The organism is Aliiroseovarius sp. F20344 (assembly GCF_023016155.1).
In the GTDB taxonomy this organism is placed as follows: Bacteria; Pseudomonadota; Alphaproteobacteria; order Rhodobacterales; family Rhodobacteraceae; genus Aliiroseovarius.
The window spans coordinates 1,372,704-1,392,979 of sequence record NZ_JALKBG010000008.1 but is presented as its reverse complement, the minus strand read 5'-3'; the positions used below and the strand labels follow the sequence as shown (position 1 = coordinate 1,392,979).

The window sequence follows — 20,276 nt, the reverse complement described above, 5'->3', positions numbered from 1 at the left end:
TTTCATGTTTGTCAGGTCAGTTCGAAAGGCGCAGCTCGGCCACAAAGTCATAGGCGTCGCCGCGATATACAGATCGGGTCAGCTCGGCCACGCGTCCGCTTTCAAGGTACGAGATGCGTTGAATGCTCAACCCAGCGGTTCCCTCGGCAACGCCCAAAAGGTCCGCGTCGTCAGGGTCCAGATTGATGGCCGAGATCTTTTGCACCGCGCGCACGGGGCGATTGCCGTTTTGCTCCAGCACTTCGTAAAGCGAACGCGACACTTCAATCGGGTTGGGCAAGATGTCCAGGGGCAGCGAAGCCCGTTCCAGCGCCATGGGCTGTCCGCCAGCCTCACGCAAGCGATAAATACGCGCGACCGAGTCTCCGGCCGCCAGCCCCAGCGTAAGCACCTCTTCTGGCGACGGAATAAAGACCCCGCGTTCCAGCCAGCGCGAGGTGGTTTCCAATCCGCGCCGCTTCATGTCTTCGGTGAAAGACGTCAGATGCGACAGGGATTGTTCGACGCGCGCGACGGGCGCACGCACAAAGGACCCGGAGCCCTGGCGTTGTTCGACGACGCCCAGCTTCACCAGCTCCTGAATGGCTTTGCGCACGGTTACGCGCGAAAGATCGGTGATCTCGGCGATCTCGCGCTCGGGCGGAAGTGAGCTGTCGGGGGGCAGGATGCCTTTGTCGATTGCATCTTCCAATCGACGACGAAGCTGTACATAGCGCGGTCCGGAGCGTTGTCCAAGCCAGCCCTGAGGGTCGAGGAAATCAGAGACATTCATTGGTGATCTCCTCGCTAAATTCCTGTGCCAATGCCAAAGCCCCGGACAAAGGTTGCCCTAGTGGCTCTGTGATGCAGCTTTGCATTTGATCTGGCAGATATGGTGCAAAATGCGGGGCAATTCCGCCGGTCAGGCAAATGGCCATGCCCGGGGTCCAACCTAGGACGGGCAGGATATCTGCGATGCTTTGACCCGCTTCTTGCATGACCTGTTGGGCAAGCGCATCGCCCGCTGCGGCATATTCTGTGATGGCAGGCGCCAGCGCGCCGAAATCGACAGGGCGGGCGGTCGCCGCGAAGGCGACAATGCCCGCTGCATCTGAATGCAAATCCAGAAAGTGCTTTGACAAGTCACTATGAGGCGCAATGCCATCAACGGCATCAAGCGTGACGGACAAGCCGCGACGTCCAACCCATTGGGCGGATGCAGGGTCTCCAAGCACGGGCCCCCAGCCACCAGCAAACTTGCGCGCGCCATTTACCTGTGCAGCTACAAATGACCCTGTGCCGCAATGCGCCACCACGCCGTCGCTAGCGCCCAACGCGCCTTGCAGTGCAGAGGGACGGTCATCTTCGACGCGGATACGAGTAAAGGGTAGGGCCTTTGCGACCTTCTCAGCAATCGCGGACCCCGCGACACCTGCCAAACCGGCATAAGTGGGCAGTTTGCTTAGCTCATCCAGCGACAAACCGGCAATGGCTCCAAGCTGATCCAAACCGCGTATAATCTCAGCGATTGCGGTATCGAAATTCGTGGTGACATTGGCTGACCCAAGCTCAACCACGGTGTCACCATCATTATTCCGCACGGCAAGACGGCAACGGGTTCCGCCGCCGTCGATGGCGAGAATAGGTGAAGTGGTATGGGTGGCCATGCGATTCATGAGAATACCTATATAATACCTTTGCATGCTTTAAAAGACCAAATTGAGATAACTTGCAGTGATATTGGGGTTAATCCCGTGTTTCTGGTCGTCAAAAACTAAATGGTAGACAAATGGTATCTAATAGGTATGTTATTTGGCAAGCCTAAGGGGGGAATCACGTGTCGATAAGGGTCACAGAACAATTGCATGACATGGCTTTGGGGCTTGATCGCCGCCCGCTGGCCGAGATTGCACTGCTCTTGTCACAAGGACAGGGGGCCGCCGCCGCCTGTGTTGATGCGGTAGCTGTTCAGATCGCCCAAGCAAGCCAGTCGATGGCGCGCAGCATTTCCTGCGGCGCAAAGCTGCACTATGTGGCTGCAGGATCATCCGGCCTGATGGCCGCCGCTGATGCGATGGAGCTTGGCGGCACATTCTCAATCCCTCCTACTCAGATCCGCATTCACATGGCAGGTGGGCTTCCCACTGGCGCCGAAATGCCCGGTGGCACGGAAGACGAAACCGACCAGATTCGCGAAAGCCTTGCGGGTGTGGGTGAAGACGATACAGTGATCGCCGTTTCGGCAAGCGGTTCAACGCCTTACACGATCGAGGCTGCGCAAATCGCGAAGTCGGTTGGGGCGTCGGTGATTGGCATTGCCAACAACGCTGGCACAGAATTGCTGACGCTGAGTGATCACCCCATTCTTTTGACCTCGCCGCCCGAAATCCTGTCCGGTTCGACGCGAATGGGGGCAGGGACCGCGCAGAAAATTGCGCTGAACATGCTGTCGACACTGATGGCGGTAGAACTTGGCCACGTGCATGATGGCATGATGGTCAATCTGACCGCGGACAACGCAAAGCTTGAACAGCGTGCGCGTAGTATCGTGGCGCAGATTGCTGCTGTTGATGAAGCTGCCGCAGCAACCGCTTTGAAGCTGGCGAAGGGGTCCGTGAAACCCGCCATTCTGATCGCATCCGGCATGGGCAATTTAAGTGAAGCCCAGGCCCAACTGACTGCCAGCAAGGGGCATTTGCGTCCTGTGCTGGAGAAACTAAAGAACCAATAAATCAAACCTTTGGGAGGAAAACATGAAACGCAACATTATCTCACTGGCACTTGCTGGTACGGCGCTTGTCGCAACCACTGCCTATGCCGAGGACGTCACGCTGACCATCGAAAGCTGGCGCAACGATGACCTGACCCTATGGCAGGACAAGATCATTCCGGCTTTTGAGGCCGAACATCCCGGCATCAAGGTGAAGTTCACCCCGTCGGCCCCTGCGGAATACAACGCAGTGCTAAACTCGAAACTGGACGCAGGCTCTGCCGGTGACCTGATCACTTGTCGCCCGTTTGACGCCTCGCTGGCCCTTTATGATGCGGGTCACCTTGCTGATCTCGGCGGCATGGAAGCCATGGGCAACTTCTCGGACGTGGCGAAATCCGCATGGCAAACGGATGATGGCTCGGCCAGCTTCTGTGTGCCAATGGCATCCGTGATCCACGGTTTCATCTACAACAAAGACGCGTTTGCCGAGCTGGGCATTCAGGTTCCGAACACCGAGGCCGAGTTCTTTGCAGCCCTCGACAAGATCAAGGAAGATGGCAGCTATATCCCGATGGCGATGGGCACCAACGACCAGTGGGAAGCCGCGACGATGGGCTATAACAACATCGGTCCGAACTACTGGAAGGGTGAAGAAGGTCGTCTGGCGCTGATAAAAGGCGAACAGAAACTTACCGATCCGCAGTGGGTTGCACCGTATGCGACATTGGCCAAATGGGGCGGCTATTTGGGCGACGGCTATGAAGCTCAGACCTATCCGGACAGCCAAAACCTGTTCACGTTGGGACGTGCTGCAGTTTATCCGGCCGGTTCATGGGAAATCTCAGGCTTCAACGCTTTGGTTGACTTCGAAATGGGGGCCTTCAAGCCGCCCGTCCAGAATGCGGGCGACACCTGCTATATCTCGGACCACACTGATATCGGCATTGGCATGAACACCAAGACCGCAAACCCGGACGCGGCTAAGACCTTCCTGTCTTGGGTGGCCAGCCCCGAGTTTGCGTCAATCTTCGGCAACGCTCTGCCGGGCTTCTTCCCGCTGTCCAGTACACCTGTTGAGCTGGAAGACCCACTGGCGAAAGAGATCGTAGGCTGGCGCGGCGAGTGCGAGAGCACAATCCGTTCGACCTATCAGATCCTGTCGCGTGGCACGCCGAACCTGGAAAACGACACCTGGGGTGCTTCGGTTGCCGCCATCAAGGGCACTACGTCGCCTGAAGAGCTTGGTCAGAAACTGCAAGACGGTCTGGCCAGCTGGTACGCACCGCAACAGTAACCTCCCTCTGTTGCAAACGACCCGGACGCTTTGATGGCGTCCGGGCACACACCCGGAGATTCCTATGCAAAAGCCTCGAATTCGCTGGCACATAGCCGTTTTTCTTGCGCCTGCGGTGCTTGTCTATACGGCGGTGATGATCTTCCCACTGTTCAACACGTTGCGCCTGTCCCTGTTCAGCAAGATTGATCAAGAGCGCGTCTATGTCGGGCTTCAGAACTTCCAGACCCTGTTTGGCGACCCGATCTGGTCGGAACAGTTCTGGAACGCATTGGGCAACAACTTTTGGTTTTTCCTGATCCACATGTTGGTTCAGAACCCGATCGGCATCGCACTGGCCGCGGTCCTTAGTCATCCGAGGCTAAGGTTCGCCGCACTCTATCGGTCGGCCATCTTCATCCCGACAATCCTTAGCTTTGTGATTGTTGGCTTTGCTTGGAAACTGATCCTGTCGCCCATCTGGGGCATCGCGCCCGGGATGTTGGACGCAGTAGGTCTGAAATCCCTGTTTGCGCCGTGGCTTGGCAAAGAAGAATACGCACTGACCACACTTGCGCTGATCTCGGTCTGGCAGTTCGTCGGTATCCCGATGATGCTGATCTACGCAGCCCTTCTGTCGATCCCAGAAGAGGTTTTAGAAGCGGGCGAGATTGATGGCATCACCGGCATGTCGGCCTTCTGGAAAATCAAGCTTCCGCTGATCCTGCCGTCGATTGGCATCATCTCGATCCTGACTTTCGTGGGCAACTTCAACGCGTTCGACCTGATCTATGCCGCCCAAGGCGCGTTGGCCGGGCCGGATTTCTCGACTGATATTCTGGGCACGTTCATGTACAGGACTTTCTTTGGCTTCCAGCTGCAACTCGGCGACCCGCATATGGGATCGGCCATCGCAGGCGCCATGTTCGCGATCATTCTGGTCGGTGTCTGTATCTATCTATTCGGCATCCAAACCCGGATGCGCCGGTATCAGCTGTAAGGAGTTAGGACCATGAATCAGGCCCGCACAAACCCGCTTAATACAGCCGCAATGCATGGCGCGCTGATCCTTTACACGCTGATCGCGCTGTTCCCGGTCTTCGTGATCCTGATCAACAGCTTCAAGACCCGGAAAGCGATCTTCCGCGAGCCTTTGGCGATGCCGGATGCGGACAGCTTTTCAATGATCGGCTATCAGACGGTGATGAAGCAGGGGGACTTCTTCCTCTACTTCCAGAACTCGATGATTGTGACGGTTGCGTCGCTGTTCTTCGTGCTTTTGTTCGGCGCGATGGCCGCCTTCGCACTGGCCGAGTACCGCTTTAAAGGCAACACGCTGATGGGGCTTTATCTTGCCCTCGGCATCATGATTCCAATCCGCATCGGCACCGTTGCGATCCTTGAGATGATGGTGGCGACCGGGCTGGTTAACTCGCTCTGGGCGCTGATCCTTGTCTACACTGCGCAAGGCCTGCCACTGGCCGTCTTCATCTTGTCCGAGTTTATGCGGCAAGTGTCAGATGACCTAAAGAACGCAGGCCGGATCGACGGGCTGTCAGAATACACGATTTTCTTCAAACTGGTGCTGCCTTTGGTACGCCCGGCAATGGCAACGGTTGCGGTTTTCAACATGATCCCAATCTGGAATGACCTGTGGTTCCCGCTGATCCTGGCCCCGGCTGAGGAAACGAAAACCCTGACCCTGGGTAGCCAGGTCTTCATTGGCCAGTTTGTGACTGATTGGAACGCGGTTCTGTCCGCGCTGTCGATGGCGATCCTGCCGGTCTTAGTGCTTTATGTGATCTTCTCGCGCCAGCTGATCCGCGGCATCACGTCAGGAGCCGTGAAATGACACGTGTTCTGATTGCAGGGCTGGGGAATATGGGGATGAGCCACGCGCTGGCGCATCACCACCACCCAGACGCCGAGATTGTCGGAGTGGTCAATCGCTCGGGTGAAACTGATCAACCTGAACTGGCCACCTATCCGATCTACACAGATTTCCACGAGGCACTCGCCACCACTCACCCCGACCTCGTGGTCATTGCCACCTATTCCGACAGCCACGCAGACTATGCCGTGGCTGCGATGGAAGCAGGCGCGCATGTCTTCGTCGAAAAGCCCTTGGCAACGACTGTGGATGACGCGCGCCGGGTGGTGGAAACGGCGACCCGGCTGGGCCGGAAACTGGTCGTGGGATATATCCTGCGCCACCATCCCAGCTGGGTACGCCTGATCGAAGAGGCGCGCGCCTTGGGTGGGCCTTATGTTTTCCGCATGAACCTGAACCAGCAAAGCAAAGGCGCCGAGTGGGAGACCCATAAAGCCCTGATGCAAACTACCGCCCCGATTGTCGATTGCGGGGTGCACTATGTCGATGTCTGGTGTCAGATCACAGATGCCAAACCCGTGCGCGTGAACGGGATGGGGCTGCGCCTGTCAGACGAAATCGCGCCGGACATGTACAATTATGGCCAGTTTCAGGTCACTTTCGACGACGGATCGGTTGGCTGGTACGAAGCCGGCTGGGGCCCCATGATGTCCGAGACCGCGTTCTTTGTGAAAGACGTGATCTCGCCCGCAGGGTCCGTGTCCATCACCGAAGCTGATAAGGCTGGGTCTTCTGATGTGGATGGCCACACAAAGGTCGGTGGGTTGCTGGTCCATCGCCCTGATGGTGACACCCTGATCAATCTGCCCGATGAACCCGGCCACCAAGAGCTTTGTGATGCCGAGCAAGCCTATATGCTGCGCGCGATCCGTGATGACATCGACCTCACCCGCCACATGCAGGACGCCGTTCAGTCGCTGGCCATTTGTTTGGCCGCTGACGAAAGCGTCCGTTCCGGACAACCCGTAACCCTAACGGAGGTGACGCCATGACGGCGCTGACCCTGACCAATGTGAACAAGTCCTTCGGCAATGTTCATGTGTTGAAAGACATCAATATCGAGATTGAAGATGGCGAGTTCGTCGTTTTCGTCGGGCCATCTGGCTGCGGCAAATCCACTCTTTTACGGGTGATCGCGGGGCTTGAGGATGCAAGCTCGGGTGAAATTTGCATCGGTGATGACGTCGTCAACATGATCCCACCGTCCAAGCGCGGTCTTGCGATGGTGTTTCAAAGCTACGCGCTTTATCCGCACCTGAATGTGCGCAAAAATATGTCGCTGGCGCTGAAACAGGAGAAGCAACCGAAGGACGTGATCGACGCCCGCGTGGCCGAAGCCAGTCGGATGCTGAACCTTGACGACTATCTGGATCGTTTCCCGTCGGAACTGTCGGGTGGTCAGCGCCAGCGTGTCGCCATTGGACGTGCGATTGTGCGACAGCCTCGGCTGTTCCTGTTTGATGAACCTTTGTCGAACCTCGACGCCGCTTTGCGTATGAACACGCGCATCGAAATTGCAGAGCTACATTCGCAATTGGGCGCCACAATGATCTATGTGACCCATGATCAGACCGAAGCGATGACCTTGGCCGACAAAATCGTGGTGTTGCGCGATGGCCGGGTGGAACAGGTTGGCAGCCCTATGGAGCTTTATAACAACCCAGCCAACCAGTTTGTCGCGGGTTTCCTTGGCTCCCCTGCCATGAACTTCCTGCCTGCAAGCCTTTTGCAGGACGGGGACGCGCGGACAATGGGCGTTCGCCCAGAGGATCTATTTGTAACAGAAGATGGCGTGCTTGAAGCCCATGTGAGCCATGTCGAAAAGCTGGGTGGAGATACCAACGTAATTGCCCGCGTAGGGGACCGGCAGATCACGGCCCGTTTGTTTGGACAGCATGACGTGGCCGATGGGCAGCCCATCAGATTTGGGTTTGATCCAGACAACGCCTATTACTTTGATAAGGATGGCGCACGCGTCCTCTGATCGAAAGCGGCAGCGTAGATCACCTTCGCGGATAAAACAGGTAAGGGCGCTGCCTTTCACCTTTTAGACTTGATCAGGCAATCAGCCGTATGGGCTGATTACTTGCCCTTCCAGACCGGATCACGCTTTTCGGCAAAGGCACGCGCGCCTTCCAGTTGGTCTTCCGAGCGATAGAGCGTTTCGACCGTTTCGAATTGGCTTTTGGTGATTTTGTTCAAGGCATCTTGGAATTTCATATCCTCTGCCTCGCGCACGACTTCCTTGATTGCGGCATAAACCAACGGTGGGCCAGAGGCCAAAAGGTCGGCCAGTTTGTGTGCCTCATCCATCAGGTTAGCTGCCGGGTAGATGTGATTGATCAGCCCCCAACGTGCGGCTTCCTCCACGTCGATCCAACGACCGGTCAGAAGCATCTCCATCGCAATGTGATAGGGGATCCTCTTAGGCAGTTTGATTGAGGCCGCATCCGCCACCGTGCCCGACCGGATTTCGGGCAGGGCAAAGCTTGCGTGATCGGCGGCTAGAATGATGTCTGCAGACAGGGCAAGTTCCAGCCCGCCGCCGCAACAAATGCCATTCACGGCGGCAATGACGGGCTTGTTCAACCCGCGCAGTTCCTGCAGTCCGCCAAACCCACCCACGCCATAGTCGCCATCTACCGCATCCCCCTCGGATGCGGCTTTTAGATCCCAGCCTGGGCAGAAGAATTTCTCGCCCGCGCCGGTCACCACGGCCACGCGCAAGTCGGGATCATCGCGAAACACAGTGAACACCTCGCCCATGATCCGGCTGGTGGCCAGATCAATGGCGTTGGCCTTAGGGCGATCCAAGGTGACCTCAAGAACATGACCGCGTTTGGCGGTGCGAATGGGGCCTTCGGTCAGGGCGGTTAGATCAGTCATGTCTTATCTCCTGTGCGGATCAGGGCGTCTGCGGCCACGGCGCCATCGGCCATGACCATAAGCGGGTTCACTTCAACTTCGGCCACGGGATTGGCCAGTACATAGGACTGGATTACATCCACCGCGTCCAGCACGGCGTCCATATCTGCGGGCGGCGCACCGCGGTAGCCTGTCAGCAAGGGGGCGATTTTGAGTTTCCCCAAGGCAGTGCGAATGTCGACCCGACTGGCAGGAACAAGCAGGGATTGGCTGTCGTTCAGGATTTCGGTCAAGGTGCCGCCTGCGGCGACGGTCAGAACGTACCCATGCGCCGGGTCATAGGTCACGCCAATCAGCAATTCTGCCAACACGTCCGTCAGCATCTCCTCCACCAGAAAATGGTCTGTCGGCATGCCCTCAGCCGCGCTTGTAACAGCTCTGCTGTCCAAGAGGTTTAGATCCACTGCGCCAGCCTCGGTCTTATGGGCGATGCCTTCGCCTTTCAACGCCACTGGGAAGCCAATTTCTTCGGCGGCTTTAGCCGCCGCAGCAGGCGAGGTGACGCGCATCGATTTGGGAACACGCAGCCCATGTTGCGCCAGAGAGGCCTTTGCCTCGGCCTCTGACAGGATGCTGCCATGGGCTTGAGGTGGTGCCAGGAAAAGCGGTTCCAAAATAGGCTCGGGCAAGTTGGCCGCGATTTCGATCGCAGTCATTGCAGCTCCCATCCCCGAGAACGGTACAATCCCGCGTTCAACCAATTGCGCCGCGACGCTTTCGGGCATGGTATCTGGCAATGAGGCGAGAATGCCCATCGGTAGGCCGCTTGCCTCTTTGGTTGCGGCGACCGCTTCGATCACCGTGTTCCACTCAGCACTTTCACAGCGATCGGCGCGAGGAAAGTCCAGAACCACCAAGCCCAGCGACAAATCCGAGTGCATAAGCGCAGTGAAGGTTGCCGTCATGGCGACCTCGTCCCCCCAGATATACGTGTGGTAGTCCAAGGGATTGGCCAGCGCGACCCTAGGGCCAAGCGCGTCACGCAGACCGATCGATTGCTCTGGAGTAAGATCAGGGAATGAAATCAGACGATTGTGGGCCGCATCAGCGATCAGGCTTGCTTCGCCACCTGAGCACGAGGCAGATGCAATTCGGTTTGAGGGCAGCGGGCCAGCAACATGAAGAAGTTTAATCGTTTCAAGAAAACCAGATAGGTCGTGCGCTTGTCCTATGCCAAGACGGGCTAGCAAAGCGCTAGCCCCTGCGTCGCTACCAGCAAGCGAGGCCGTGTGAGATATGGTGGCTGCCTGTGCCTGATCAGAGCGACCGATCTTAAGAGCAATGATAGGCTTGCCAAGCTCGTGGGCGCGCCGGGCCAATGCCTCGAATGCGCGCAGGTCTCCGACCCCTTCGACATGCAGCCCAAGCACCGTGACGCGAGGATCTTCTAACAATGCTTGGCCGATCTCGGCCAATCCAGTCTGTGCCTGATTGCCAGCTGTGACCACGTAAGCCACGGGCAAACCACGCTTTTGCATGGTCAGGTTGATCGCAATGTTGGAGCTTTGGGTGATGATCGCCACGCCGCGGTCACACCGAACTGCGCCATGTTGGTCAGGCCAAAGGGCGGCGCCATCAAGCATGTTCAACAGCCCATAGCAGTTGGGGCCGATGATCGGCATGTCGCCCGCAGCGGACAACAAAGCCTTTTCCAGATGTTCACCGTCTTCAAGCTCAGATTTTGCTTCGCGAAAGCCAGAAGCAAAGCAGATCGCTCCGCCTGCACCAGCCGTGGACAGGACCGCAACGGCTTCGATGGTAACGTTACGATTTACACCGATGAAGCTGGCATCGGGGGCGGAGGGCAAAGCCTCGATCGACGGGTAAGTGGCGACGCCGGAAACTTCGGATTTCGTCGGGTGCACCGGCCAAATGTCGCCAGAAAACCCAATCTTACGACACTGTTCTATCACGTTGGCGCACCACACTCCGCCACCAATCACCGCGATGGAACGTGGGCGTAGAAGCCGATCTAGGCGGCTCATTCTTAAGCACCAAGCGGCCGGAACAAGTCGCGGCTGATGATGTGACGTTGGATTTCTGATGTGCCGTCCCAGATGCGCTCGACCCGGGCGTCGCGCCAGAAGCGCTCAATCGGGAAGTCGTTCATAAGCCCCATGCCGCCAAAGATTTGCAGCGTGGTGTCGGTGACACGCGCCAGCATTTCAGAGGCATAGAGTTTGGCCGATGCGATCTCTCGGTTGGCCGAAAGCTCCTGGTCCAAACGCCATGCGCCAGAGAGGGTCAACCAGTCGGCGGCATCAATCTCGGTGATCATGTCTGCGACTTGGAAGCTGACGCCTTGGAATTTGGCGATGGGTTGGCCGAATTGTTTGCGCTCAGCCGCGTATTCTAACGCCATGTCAAAACAACGACGTGCGCGGCCAACGCAGAAGGCGGCGACGGTTAGGCGCGTGGCATAAAGCCATTCGTTCATCACCGCGAAACCGCCATCGACTTCGCCCAGAACCTGTGCGTCGGGCAGGCGGCAGTTGTCGAAATCCAGTACGTAGTTTTTGTAGCCTTTGTGACTGACCGAGGCGTAACCCTCGCGAACTTCAAAGCCCGGTGTGCCGCGATCAACGAGAAAACATGTGATCCGTTTCTTGGGTCCTTTGGAGGTTTCGTCCACACCCGTAGCGACAAAAACAATAAAGAAGTCAGCATGTTCCGCGCCAGAGATAAAGTGCTTGGAGCCGTTCACTACCCAGTCGCCTTCATCACGCACGGCCGAGCATTTCATACCCCGAACATCCGAACCGGCATCGGGTTCGGTCATGGCGAGAGCGTCCATTTTCTCGCCGCGTATTGCTGGCAGAAGATAGCGTTCACGCTGGTCGCCTTCGCAGGCCATCAGGATGTTCTGAGGGCGTCCGAAGAAATGAGTGAGCGCCATCGAACCACGCCCAAGTTCGCGTTCCACAAGCGTGAAATCGAGGTGTGACAGGCCAGCCCCGCCGACCTCCTCGGGGAAATTACAGGCGTAAAACCCCAGATCCACGCATTTCTGTTTGATCTCCTGACCAAGCTCATGGGGTACTTGTCCGGTGCGCTCAACCATGTCTTCATGCGGATAGATCTCGTTTTCCACGAAACTGCGCACGGTTGAGACGATCATTTCCTGTTCTTCTGATAATCCGAAATGCATCACGCATCTCCTTTGGCGTGCAGGGCGGCGAGCGCTTCGACGCGGGCTTCGACATCGGCGCGCGGCGGGCAGGATTTCCGTGTGTTCAGGTCCACGTGCAGCAGGAATTGATCGCAGGTGGCAAGCAGTCCATCATCCGATGTGCGCTTCATTTCATGCCACAGACGCAATTTCTTGCCTTCGCCCAGTGTCACTGTGGTATCCACATATACCGCTTCGCCTGCGTGACACTCATCAATGTATTTGATGTTGGTCTCGGCAGTGAAATAGCTGAGGCCCGAATCGATATACTCCGCATCCGCCCCCACATGGATCATGATACGGTCAGCGGCGTCTGAGAAGACCTGCCCATAGCGCCCTTCGTTCATGTGGCCGTTGTAGTCAGTCCAATCGATGGGGACGTCGCGGGTGACGGTGCGCATAGGCGTCTCGTCCGCCATAAATGGCCACAGACCCGTTTCATGGTCGCGGATCACCCGGCCTGCGCCAGACCCGTCACCACGTGCCTTCAGGGCGCGCAGCATCGAAACGAGGTTGTCGTCGCGCAGACGCTCAAGCTCACGGATCGACAGGTGGCCTGATTGCGCGTCGGACTGGCCTGCGATTAGGTCCACAAGCTCGTCTGTGAACTCAGGCACATCCATCAGCTTGGTCCACGGCCATGACAGGCAGGGGCCAAACTGGGCCATGAAGTGCTTCATGCCAGCCTCGCCACCGGCCACGCGGTAGGTTTCAAACAAGCCCATTTGCGCCCAACGCAGGCCGAAGCCCATGCGGATCGCTTCGTCGATTTCCTCGGTCGTGGCGATGCCGTCTTTGACCAGCCACAGCGCCTCGCGCCAAACAGCCTCAAGAAAGCGATCCGCGATATGGGCGTCGATTTCCTTACGGACCTTCAAGGGGTACACTCCGACGCTGCTTAGGATGTCGGCTGCGCGGGTGCAGGTGTCTGCGTCCCCAACCAGTTCGATCAGCGGCAACAAGTAGACCGGATTGAACGGGTGCGCGACGATCGCGTTCGCACCTTTCTCGTTTAGTTCCGAAGGTTTGAAGCCTGAAGTTGATGAGCCGATGATGGCGGTTTTCGGTGCCAGCGCCATGAGATCTGCAAACACTTTGTGTTTCAGATCCAACCGCTCTGGCACGCTTTCCTGCACCCAATTCGCATCCGCGACAGCTTCGGCCAGATCAGTGTGATAGGTCAGCTTTCCTTCTGTCGGCAACGCTGTTTCATAAAGCCCCGGAAGCGCACGGCGCGCGTTGGTCAGGACTTCGCCGATCTTGCGTTCAGCTTCGGGGTCGGGGTCGAACACCGCCACGTCCCATCCGTTCAAGAGGAAGCGTGCGGCCCATCCGCCGCCTATCACGCCACCGCCAATAATCGCTGCTTTCATAGTCATCTACCCAACCAAACTTTCTGTATGTCCATCGACGGCCAAGGCCTGACCCGAGATCTTGCAACTGGCGTCCGACGCTAGGAAAAGCGCCGTGTCTGCCAAATCATCCGCTGTGACCCAAGTTTTCATTGCCACGCCCGTCACGTAACGCTCGCGCAGTTCATCCGGGTCCAGCCCATGGGCCTCTGCCTCGCGCGTGATCACCCGTTCCATGCGCGGGCCTTCGACGGCTCCGGGGCAGAGCGCGTTCACGCGGATGCCATAAGGGCCGAGTTCGGAGGCCAGCGTTTTCATGAGCCCAATAACACCCCATTTGGCAGTCGCGTAAGGCGACCGCATAGGATAGCCCCAAAGTCCCGCCGTAGACGAGGTCAGAAGCATACTGCCGCTGCCCTGTTCCTTCATATGGCGCGCGGCCCAGCCGCAGGCCAGAAAGGCTCCGTCCAGATTGGCGGAAAGGCAGGCGCGCCAGTCGTCCAGCGACAAGTCTTCGATCGCACCCGCCGGACCGCCGGTGCCGGCATTGGCGCAGAGCATGTCGACTCCGCCCCAGTCATTGTCCAACTGGTCAAACAGAACCTGCATCTGGTCTGTCTGGGTCACATTGGCCGCAACCGAGATAACACCGGGCAGGGTGCTTGCCGTTTCTGCCAACGCATCCGCGTCCATGTCACAGATCGCGACCTTGGCGCCTTCGGCGTGGAAGCGGCGGGCGAAACAAGCGCCGATGCCGCTGCCGCCAGCGGTGATCAAAACGCGTTTGTCTGAAAGCCCGCTCATACAGGGGCCCGCTTAGTGAGACCAAGTTTCTTACGCACCTCTTCCGGGCCAATGACCCGCGCGCCCATGCCTTCGATAATGCCGCGGGCACGGGTCACAAGCTGTGCGTTGGTGGCAAGCTCGCCCTTGGCAAGCCACAGGTTGTCTTCCAAGCCCACACGCACATTGCCACCCGCCAAGACCGCAGCGGCGACATAGGCCATCTGATTGCGTCCAAGCCCAAAGGCCGAGAAAGTCCAGTCGTCCGGCACGTTGTTCACCATCGCCATGAAGGTGTTCAGATCATCCGGGGCGCCCCACGGCACGCCCATGCACAGCTGCACAAGGGCGGGACCGTCCAACACGCCTTCCTTAACCAGCTCTTTGGCGAACCAAAGGTGGCCGGTGTCAAAGGCCTCGATTTCCGGTTTCACGCCCAGATCGGTCATCATCTGGCCCATAGCACGCAGCATGCCGGGCGTGTTGGTCATGACGTAATCGGCTTCGGCGAAGTTCATCGTGCCGCAATCCAGCGTGCAGATTTCGGGCAGGCATTCGGCGACATGGGCTACGCGTTCTTCCGCACCAACCATATCAGTGCCCGCTGCGTTCACGGGGAGGGGCGCATCTGTGGAACCAAAAGTGATGTCCCCCCCCATGCCCGCCGTAAGGTTCAAAACCATGTCGACATCAGCGTCGCGGACACGGTCGGTTACCTCACGATAAAGCTTCAAATCACGCGATGGGACACCGGTTTCAGGATCGCGCACGTGGCAGTGGACCACGGCCGCGCCAGCTTTGGCCGCTGCGATGGCGCTGTCGGCGATCTCTTTCGGGCTGCGTGGCACATGGGGCGACCGGTCCTGCGTCGACCCCGATCCGGTCACGGCACATGTGATGAATACGTCTTGGTTCATGGCGAGCGGCATCTTGGTCCCTCCTGATGCGGTGTTTCACCTGTTCATCACATGAGGAATTGACGGATGGATCCGTGCGGAATTAGTTTGCATTATGCAGATTTGGTCAAAATCCGACTCCGGAACGCGGGAAATTGCGTTTCTCTTATTCGACAGGTTCTCGAACCTTGCGCTTGCAAACCTGTTGGAGCCTCTGCGGGCGACCAACACGTTGTTGGGGCGCGAAGCATATCGCTGGCGCATTGTGACACCGGATGATGATGTGGCGCACACCTCAAGCGGGTTGCCGATTATGCCCACGGCGCGTCTGGCCGAAATTGACAAGGGTGACGTGGTTTATGCTGTTGCAAGCTATGACCACATCCGCCACTCAAATGCGGATACCAACAAGGTTTTACGCGGTTTGGCGGGGCGGTTCACTTCTGTCGCAGGGGTGGATGCCGGGTGTTGGTTGTTGGGGGCCGCAGGGTTGCTGGATGGGTATCGCGCGACCATTCACTTTGATTTGCAGGATGCCTTTGCCGAGCAATTCACGGACATCGACGTTGAACGCGCGCGCTGGTTGCAGGATCGCGACAGGATCACATGCAGCGGCGGAATGGCGGCGTATGAGCTGACCTGCGAGCTGATCGGGCAGGACCACGGGGCCGCTATTCTGTTAGAGATCAACCAGATGTTCATGTCCGAAAACGCCACAGCGCCGCAGATCGTGGCGCGCGCGCGTTCGGATCGCCGCGTGGACACCTGCCTGCGCGCGATGGAAGCCAATATTGAAACCCCTTTAACGATCCCCGAGTTGGCACAACTGGCGGGTTGTCGACAGCGCGATCTTGAGGCGCGGTTCGAGCGCCATTTCGGGGCATCGCCACGCAAGGTCTATCGACGTCTGCGCCTGAATGCAGCGCGTCGGATGTTGGAGGCGGGCGGGTTGTCGGTTGCCGAAGTCTCGCTTCGGTCCGGCTATGCAGATGCCAGCGCCTTTGCGCGCGCCTTCCGGCAGGAGTTCGGTTTGACGCCGCTGGCCGTTGCACGTGGTGAGCTGGTTAGGGCAGGGGTGTCACGCCGATGATTGCGCTGTGGTAGCGAATGAGCAGCAGATAGACAACAACGCCGAAGAAGACACGTATCACACCTGATTTGGTGACTGTAATTTCACGCTTGGTGTTTGCCAGTTGTTGCCATATGTCGATGCCCAGAAGCCTTTGATTGCGCTTGTCGATGATCCGCTTTCCAAGGGCTGAGAAGCTGGCGAATATGCCAAACAGGATCAAATGGGCCAGATTGCCGTTGGGAACCAGATGACCCAGCGACCACAGAAGCAACGCAGCCAATAGGGGATGGCGCACCCAGCCGACAATGCCCGCCGCACGCGGATCAAACAGGTCATTGTTGCGGCCCCCAAACGACAAGGCGTTCGGTCGCCCAATGGCAAGCGATGCGATCAACACCGCAGCTGCCATTGCGATCAGCGTCACATGGTTTTGCCAAGGCGCCCAAGGCCACAGCTCGACAAAGGGGGCGCGGTTGGCGGCGATGATCACCATAGTCAGGGCCGCGATGGACAGAGCTGAATAAGCAAGTGTAAAGCTCGGTCCACCCAAATGCGCCACGATGCGTGACTTAATAGCTGGGCGCACCGGGATCGAATGGGTCAGAAAAAACAGAAGTATCGCAACCGCGTATATGAGCCAATCCAGCATGACCTGCCTTTTTTGCCTGTGTGGTTCCGCTTTGCCCGGATCTTTAACCCGATCAGTGCGTTTGGCGGAACTCTTCCAAGAAACTGGCACATCCCGTCAATGCGGCATAATCGTCGGTGACAAGACGGATCGGAAACTGATCCAGAAACGGGCCAAAGCGCCCTTTGTCCTGCCAAGCCTCGGCAAAGCCGGTCTGATCCAGCCATGGCGTGATCGCGCGGGACATGCCGCCGACCAGATAGATGCCGCCGAAGGGCAGGGTGGTCAGCGCCAGATCGCCCAGAACGGTGCCAAGGAAGCCGCAAAAGAGGTTGATCGCTGCTTTCGCGGTCGCATCCCCCTCTGACGCTGCTTGAAAAATCGTGGCCGAGGAGGCCCCGATAGGCTGGCCTGCACGGTGGCAATGCCAATCATGGCAATGACCAAGTCCGCGCCCCGACAATGCGTCTTCGATGGCAGCGTGCCCAAAGCGCTCGCGGGCGTATTCCGAAAAGGCAAACTGATCACCCGTGCTGACCGGAAGTGTTGCGTGGCCACTTTCCGCAGGTGGAACAATACGACCGCTTGGCGTGTGGTAGGCCACGGCCGAATTGAAACCAGTCCCGATGCCCACCACAAGATGTGCCGCGACGGGTCCAGCGTCCGGGCCCTCTTTCAAAGTCTCCATGTTGGAAGGGGCAATGCTCCCAATCGCATGCGCTTGCGCCTGAAGGTCGTTCAAAACATGGGCGTCTTGGGCGCCCGTCGCGCCGGACAATGCCTTACAATCAATGGTCCAATCTAGATTGGTCAACCGACCGGCCCCATCACGCACCGGGCCCGCAATGGCTACTGCGGCCTGATCAAAAGGCCCAGCTGAATGGGATTTCTGATACGTGATCAGAATGTCTTCGAGGCTTTTATGTTCAGCATTTGGATATTTCTGAATGCTGTCTGGTAGAACTTCCCCATTCCGAGAAACGGCAACACGCGTGTTCGTGCCGCCAACATCGGCAACAATGGCTAGATGGTGCATCAGCTATTCAAAGCCTCTCTGATAGCGCTAAACGATGCCTTCGGATAACGATTTAAAGTCGCCCAGTCCACATGAATTAGGCCAAATCGTGGGGCATATCCCATTGCCCATTCGTAATTGTCCAAAAGTGACCAAACAAAATAGCCTTTGACCGGCACACCTTGGTCCAATGCACCTTGGACTTCGGCAAGGTGATCCGACAGATAGGCAATGCGGTCGGGGTCAGACAACGGATCACCCGAAAGCTCGGACATGCCGGCCATACCGTTCTCAGTCACATATATCGGAAGATCGCCGGTATAGTCCCGCTGCATCATTGTCAGGAAATGTGACAGACCCTGCGGATAGACCTCCCAGTTCATGGCGGTTTTGGGCAAGGGGCCTTCGACTTCGACCGTAGCGGGCCAGGGTGCGGGGTGGTTTTCCACTGTGGGAGCCGCGTCATAAAGCTTGCGCGTATAGTAATTCAGCCCAATCCAATCGATTGGCTGCGTGATGATGTCGAAATCGTTTTGCCACCCCTCCGGCAGATGCGCTTCCATCCCATTTAGTACTTCCTCCGGATAGCAACCCTTGGTGATGCCAGACAGGAAGAAGTGATTGTAGATGGCGTCCTGAACACGTGCTGCTTCGCGCGCGCCATCCGATGTATTCGCAGGGGCGGCGAACTCCATGTTGCACACAGCGCCCAAGTTTTTCATCCCCAGCCCGCGCATGACCTGCGTTGCGCGCCCGTGGGCCAGCAAAACGTGATGCATGGCCCGTGCGGTTGCGCGGATGTCGCGCAGTCCGGGGGCGTGCGCCCCTTCGAAATGAGACAGCCACGACACGCACCACGGTTCGTTGATCGGGGCTGCGGACCAGATGCGATCCCCAATACGGGACATGATCACGTCGGTATAATCCGCAAACCAGTTTGCAATGTCGCGATTTCGCCAGCCGCCCAGATCGGACAGGGTCGAAGGCAGCTCCCAATGGTAAAGCGTTGCGGCTGGTTTAATGCCTCTCTCCAACAGCCCATCCACCAAACGTTCATAAAAATCAAGACCTTGCGTGTTAACTGTCCCGCGCCCTTCGGGAAGTACGCGCGCCCAACTTGTCGAGAACCGATAGACATCAAATCCCGCAGCTTTCAGCAGGTCCAGATCCTCATCAAGTCGGTGAAGGTGATCGCATGCAATCGCACCGTTTTCAGCGCCCGCAACATTTCCCGGCGTCGCGGCGAAGTCATCCCAATGGGTGCGACCAGCGCCGCCAGCGGCGTGTCCTTCAATTTGATAGGCCGAGGTCGCGGCCCCGAACAGGAAGCCAGTCGGAAAATCCGATCGATGTGGCAGCATCAGCGGTGATCCTTCAAGTTAGAGTGTCGAATGTTTGGTCAGTCTCGGCTCATCGGACCGGTGGACATGCCGAGCATCAGTTCAGCCTCCAGCAAGACCTCGGTCGGGCTGTCTTTACCGTTGATGATGTCGATTAGCATTTGCGAAGCGCGCCGTCCGGCCTCGCGGACCGACGATCGTGTGGCGGTGTAGACGGGGATGTCCTTGCCATTTCGGAAATAGCTAAGATCATCGTCATAGGTGATCAGGGACACATCGCGACCCATGGTCAGGCCAAGCTCTTCAATGCCCCGCCGCACGCCAATGGCCATGATCATTGAGCTGACAAGGATCGCGCTTGGCGGATTGGGTTGCGCCAAAAGCGAACGGGTGAGGTCATGCCCCTGCGCTTCGGTCATTTCGCCCGAGAACATCAAGGCCGGATCCGATGCGACGCCCCGTGCGGCCAACGCTGCTTCGTATCCCGCACGGCGTCTGGCGGCAAAGTCCATATGCTCGAGACCGTTCAGAAGCGCGATGCGCTTGTGGCCCAAATCCAAAAGCAGCTCGGTCGCCCGTTGGAAGGCGCGGGTGTTGTTTACATCAACCCACGCATAAGGGGCGGTCGCATTCGAACTGCGACCGTGCACCACATAGGGAATTCCAAGCTTGTTCAGGAAAGGAATACGTTGATCGTTCAGGCTCGGCGCGTGGATGATCATCCCGTCGACATTCCGCTTGGTCGCGAAGCTCCGGTAGGCCTGTTCCTCGTCATCATCAGAGACAACGGACAGCAGCATGTCATACCCATTTTTCGAATACACTTCGCCCGCACCGGCGGTGAAATCGGCAAACACCGGGTTTACCATTTCATGCTTGGCGCTGATGGGAATGACGTGCCCGATTGCCATCGCGCGCCCTGTGGCCAGCGCTCGGGCGCGGGTATTGGGGGCATAGCCATGCGCACGTGCTGCGGCCGTGACTTTCTTGCGCGTCGCCTCGGAAACCTCTGGGTAGCCGTTCAGCGCGCGGCTCACCGTGGTGGGCGAAAGTCCAAGAAGGTTCGACAGTTCTTTCAGCGTCATCTGTGCGAATTCCAAAGCGGTTTGAGAGTCATGCAAAGCCACCGAACGGGCGTAATTCTTAACAGGCTAATCCTGAGATGCATAATATGTAAAGGAAAAATGCCGAATTAATGATTGCGCTAACAATGCTGTTGACAGGAATCGGTTAAAAAGTA

General features: G+C 57.7%; 19 protein-coding genes. 7 read left to right on the top strand and 12 right to left on the bottom strand.

Translation table 11 applies throughout. The features are described from left to right. Nucleotides 1-16 precede the first annotated feature (16 nt). Both MWU55_RS15805 and MWU55_RS15800 read right to left on the bottom strand, forming a co-directional pair. Nucleotides 17-772, bottom strand: coding sequence for a GntR family transcriptional regulator (locus tag MWU55_RS15805; protein ID WP_246937751.1), 756 nt, complete (start codon nucleotides 770-772; stop codon nucleotides 17-19). Next, the gene (locus MWU55_RS15800) at nucleotides 759-1,646 is read right to left on the bottom strand and encodes a BadF/BadG/BcrA/BcrD ATPase family protein (RefSeq protein WP_246937748.1); all 888 of its coding nucleotides are present in this window, start codon (nucleotides 1,644-1,646) and stop codon (nucleotides 759-761) included. Before MWU55_RS15800 ends, MWU55_RS15805 begins: the two co-directional genes overlap by 14 nt. 170 nt (nucleotides 1,647-1,816) lie before the next feature. Here MWU55_RS15800 and MWU55_RS15795 point away from each other — a divergent pair, with 170 nt between their 5' ends. From MWU55_RS15795 to MWU55_RS15770, 6 genes are all read left to right on the top strand, one after another. Next, entirely contained in the window at nucleotides 1,817-2,710 is an 894-nt protein-coding gene (locus tag MWU55_RS15795) for an N-acetylmuramic acid 6-phosphate etherase (RefSeq protein WP_246937745.1), read from the top strand. Nucleotides 2,711-2,732: 22 nt separating this feature from the next. Then, complete coding sequence (locus MWU55_RS15790; protein ID WP_246937743.1) at nucleotides 2,733-3,986, top strand: ABC transporter substrate-binding protein; 1,254 nt, start codon at nucleotides 2,733-2,735, stop codon at nucleotides 3,984-3,986. Nucleotides 3,987-4,050: 64 nt separating this feature from the next. Further along, complete coding sequence (locus MWU55_RS15785; RefSeq protein ID WP_246937741.1) at nucleotides 4,051-4,965, top strand: sugar ABC transporter permease; 915 nt, start codon at nucleotides 4,051-4,053, stop codon at nucleotides 4,963-4,965. 12 nt (nucleotides 4,966-4,977) lie between these two features. After that, on the top strand, nucleotides 4,978-5,817 hold the full coding sequence (locus MWU55_RS15780) for a carbohydrate ABC transporter permease (RefSeq protein WP_246937738.1): 840 nt from the start codon (nucleotides 4,978-4,980) through the stop codon (nucleotides 5,815-5,817). Continuing rightward, nucleotides 5,814-6,848: a Gfo/Idh/MocA family oxidoreductase gene (locus MWU55_RS15775; protein ID WP_246937734.1), complete on the top strand. Its 1,035-nt coding sequence runs from the start codon at nucleotides 5,814-5,816 to the stop codon at nucleotides 6,846-6,848. The genes MWU55_RS15780 and MWU55_RS15775 overlap by 4 nt, the downstream gene beginning before the upstream one ends. Further along, the gene (locus tag MWU55_RS15770) at nucleotides 6,845-7,840 is read left to right on the top strand and encodes an ABC transporter ATP-binding protein (RefSeq protein WP_246937732.1); all 996 of its coding nucleotides are present in this window, start codon (nucleotides 6,845-6,847) and stop codon (nucleotides 7,838-7,840) included. The genes MWU55_RS15775 and MWU55_RS15770 overlap by 4 nt, the downstream gene beginning before the upstream one ends. Before the next feature lie 98 nt (nucleotides 7,841-7,938). Here MWU55_RS15770 and MWU55_RS15765 read toward each other — a convergent pair whose 3' ends face one another. The 6 genes from MWU55_RS15765 to MWU55_RS15740 are packed head-to-tail and all read right to left on the bottom strand — an operon-like array spanning nucleotide 7,939 to nucleotide 15,014. Then, nucleotides 7,939-8,742: a carnitinyl-CoA dehydratase gene (locus tag MWU55_RS15765; RefSeq protein WP_246937729.1), complete on the bottom strand. Its 804-nt coding sequence runs from the start codon at nucleotides 8,740-8,742 to the stop codon at nucleotides 7,939-7,941. After that, on the bottom strand, nucleotides 8,739-10,766 hold the full coding sequence (locus tag MWU55_RS15760; protein WP_246937727.1) for an acetate--CoA ligase family protein: 2,028 nt from the start codon (nucleotides 10,764-10,766) through the stop codon (nucleotides 8,739-8,741). Before MWU55_RS15760 ends, MWU55_RS15765 begins: the two co-directional genes overlap by 4 nt. Before the next feature lie 2 nt (nucleotides 10,767-10,768). Beyond that, nucleotides 10,769-11,929, bottom strand: coding sequence for an acyl-CoA dehydrogenase family protein (locus MWU55_RS15755; protein WP_246937725.1), 1,161 nt, complete (start codon nucleotides 11,927-11,929; stop codon nucleotides 10,769-10,771). Continuing rightward, nucleotides 11,929-13,329 (bottom strand): carnitine 3-dehydrogenase, encoded by a 1,401-nt coding sequence (locus MWU55_RS15750; RefSeq protein WP_246937723.1) that lies wholly within the window; start codon nucleotides 13,327-13,329, stop codon nucleotides 11,929-11,931. Before MWU55_RS15750 ends, MWU55_RS15755 begins: the two co-directional genes overlap by 1 nt. Beyond that, nucleotides 13,330-14,106, bottom strand: a complete 777-nt coding sequence (locus MWU55_RS15745; RefSeq protein WP_246937721.1) for an SDR family oxidoreductase — start codon at nucleotides 14,104-14,106, stop codon at nucleotides 13,330-13,332. It lies immediately after the preceding gene. Then, entirely contained in the window at nucleotides 14,103-15,014 is a 912-nt protein-coding gene (locus MWU55_RS15740) for a 3-keto-5-aminohexanoate cleavage protein (protein WP_246937719.1), read from the bottom strand. The genes MWU55_RS15745 and MWU55_RS15740 overlap by 4 nt, the downstream gene beginning before the upstream one ends. Before the next feature lie 82 nt (nucleotides 15,015-15,096). Here MWU55_RS15740 and MWU55_RS15735 point away from each other — a divergent pair, with 82 nt between their 5' ends. Further along, nucleotides 15,097-16,071 (top strand): helix-turn-helix domain-containing protein, encoded by a 975-nt coding sequence (locus tag MWU55_RS15735; RefSeq protein WP_246937717.1) that lies wholly within the window; start codon nucleotides 15,097-15,099, stop codon nucleotides 16,069-16,071. Here the strand turns inward: MWU55_RS15735 and MWU55_RS15730 are convergent. Genes MWU55_RS15730 through MWU55_RS15715 form a run of 4 tightly spaced genes read right to left on the bottom strand, consistent with a single transcriptional unit; the run spans nucleotide 16,046 to nucleotide 20,121 of the window. Continuing rightward, complete coding sequence (locus MWU55_RS15730) at nucleotides 16,046-16,702, bottom strand: NnrU family protein (protein ID WP_246937715.1); 657 nt, start codon at nucleotides 16,700-16,702, stop codon at nucleotides 16,046-16,048. The genes MWU55_RS15735 and MWU55_RS15730 overlap by 26 nt on opposite strands. 52 nt (nucleotides 16,703-16,754) lie before the next feature. Next, nucleotides 16,755-17,717 (bottom strand): glucokinase, encoded by a 963-nt coding sequence (locus MWU55_RS15725; protein ID WP_246937712.1) that lies wholly within the window; start codon nucleotides 17,715-17,717, stop codon nucleotides 16,755-16,757. After that, entirely contained in the window at nucleotides 17,717-19,057 is a 1,341-nt protein-coding gene (locus MWU55_RS15720) for a GH1 family beta-glucosidase (RefSeq protein ID WP_246937709.1), read from the bottom strand. Before MWU55_RS15720 ends, MWU55_RS15725 begins: the two co-directional genes overlap by 1 nt. A 38-nt stretch (nucleotides 19,058-19,095) precedes the next feature. After that, nucleotides 19,096-20,121 (bottom strand): substrate-binding domain-containing protein, encoded by a 1,026-nt coding sequence (locus MWU55_RS15715; protein WP_246937707.1) that lies wholly within the window; start codon nucleotides 20,119-20,121, stop codon nucleotides 19,096-19,098. Nucleotides 20,122-20,276: the final 155 nt, after the last annotated feature.

Bases quoted from the DNA above. Each gene is read 5' to 3' on its own strand.
- MWU55_RS15790 (WP_246937743.1), top strand. From the start codon at position 2,733: ATGAAACGCAACATTATCTCACTGGCACTTGCTGGTACGGCGCTTGTC.
- MWU55_RS15750 (WP_246937723.1), bottom strand. From the start codon at position 13,329: ATGACTATGAAAGCAGCGATTATTGGCGGTGGCGTGATAGGCGGCGGA.
- MWU55_RS15770 (WP_246937732.1), top strand. From the start codon at position 6,845: ATGACGGCGCTGACCCTGACCAATGTGAACAAGTCCTTCGGCAATGTT.
- MWU55_RS15805 (WP_246937751.1), bottom strand. From the start codon at position 772: ATGAATGTCTCTGATTTCCTCGACCCTCAGGGCTGGCTTGGACAACGC.
- MWU55_RS15760 (WP_246937727.1), bottom strand. From the start codon at position 10,766: ATGAGCCGCCTAGATCGGCTTCTACGCCCACGTTCCATCGCGGTGATT.
- MWU55_RS15765 (WP_246937729.1), bottom strand. From the start codon at position 8,742: ATGACTGATCTAACCGCCCTGACCGAAGGCCCCATTCGCACCGCCAAA.
- MWU55_RS15785 (WP_246937741.1), top strand. From the start codon at position 4,051: ATGCAAAAGCCTCGAATTCGCTGGCACATAGCCGTTTTTCTTGCGCCT.
- MWU55_RS15780 (WP_246937738.1), top strand. From the start codon at position 4,978: ATGAATCAGGCCCGCACAAACCCGCTTAATACAGCCGCAATGCATGGC.
- MWU55_RS15735 (WP_246937717.1), top strand. From the start codon at position 15,097: ATGCAGATTTGGTCAAAATCCGACTCCGGAACGCGGGAAATTGCGTTT.
- MWU55_RS15720 (WP_246937709.1), bottom strand. From the start codon at position 19,057: ATGCTGCCACATCGATCGGATTTTCCGACTGGCTTCCTGTTCGGGGCC.
- MWU55_RS15800 (WP_246937748.1), bottom strand. From the start codon at position 1,646: ATGGCCACCCATACCACTTCACCTATTCTCGCCATCGACGGCGGCGGA.
- MWU55_RS15775 (WP_246937734.1), top strand. From the start codon at position 5,814: ATGACACGTGTTCTGATTGCAGGGCTGGGGAATATGGGGATGAGCCAC.
- MWU55_RS15755 (WP_246937725.1), bottom strand. From the start codon at position 11,929: ATGCATTTCGGATTATCAGAAGAACAGGAAATGATCGTCTCAACCGTG.
- MWU55_RS15715 (WP_246937707.1), bottom strand. From the start codon at position 20,121: ATGACGCTGAAAGAACTGTCGAACCTTCTTGGACTTTCGCCCACCACG.
- MWU55_RS15745 (WP_246937721.1), bottom strand. From the start codon at position 14,106: ATGAGCGGGCTTTCAGACAAACGCGTTTTGATCACCGCTGGCGGCAGC.
- MWU55_RS15730 (WP_246937715.1), bottom strand. From the start codon at position 16,702: ATGCTGGATTGGCTCATATACGCGGTTGCGATACTTCTGTTTTTTCTG.
- MWU55_RS15725 (WP_246937712.1), bottom strand. From the start codon at position 17,717: ATGCACCATCTAGCCATTGTTGCCGATGTTGGCGGCACGAACACGCGT.
- MWU55_RS15740 (WP_246937719.1), bottom strand. From the start codon at position 15,014: ATGCCGCTCGCCATGAACCAAGACGTATTCATCACATGTGCCGTGACC.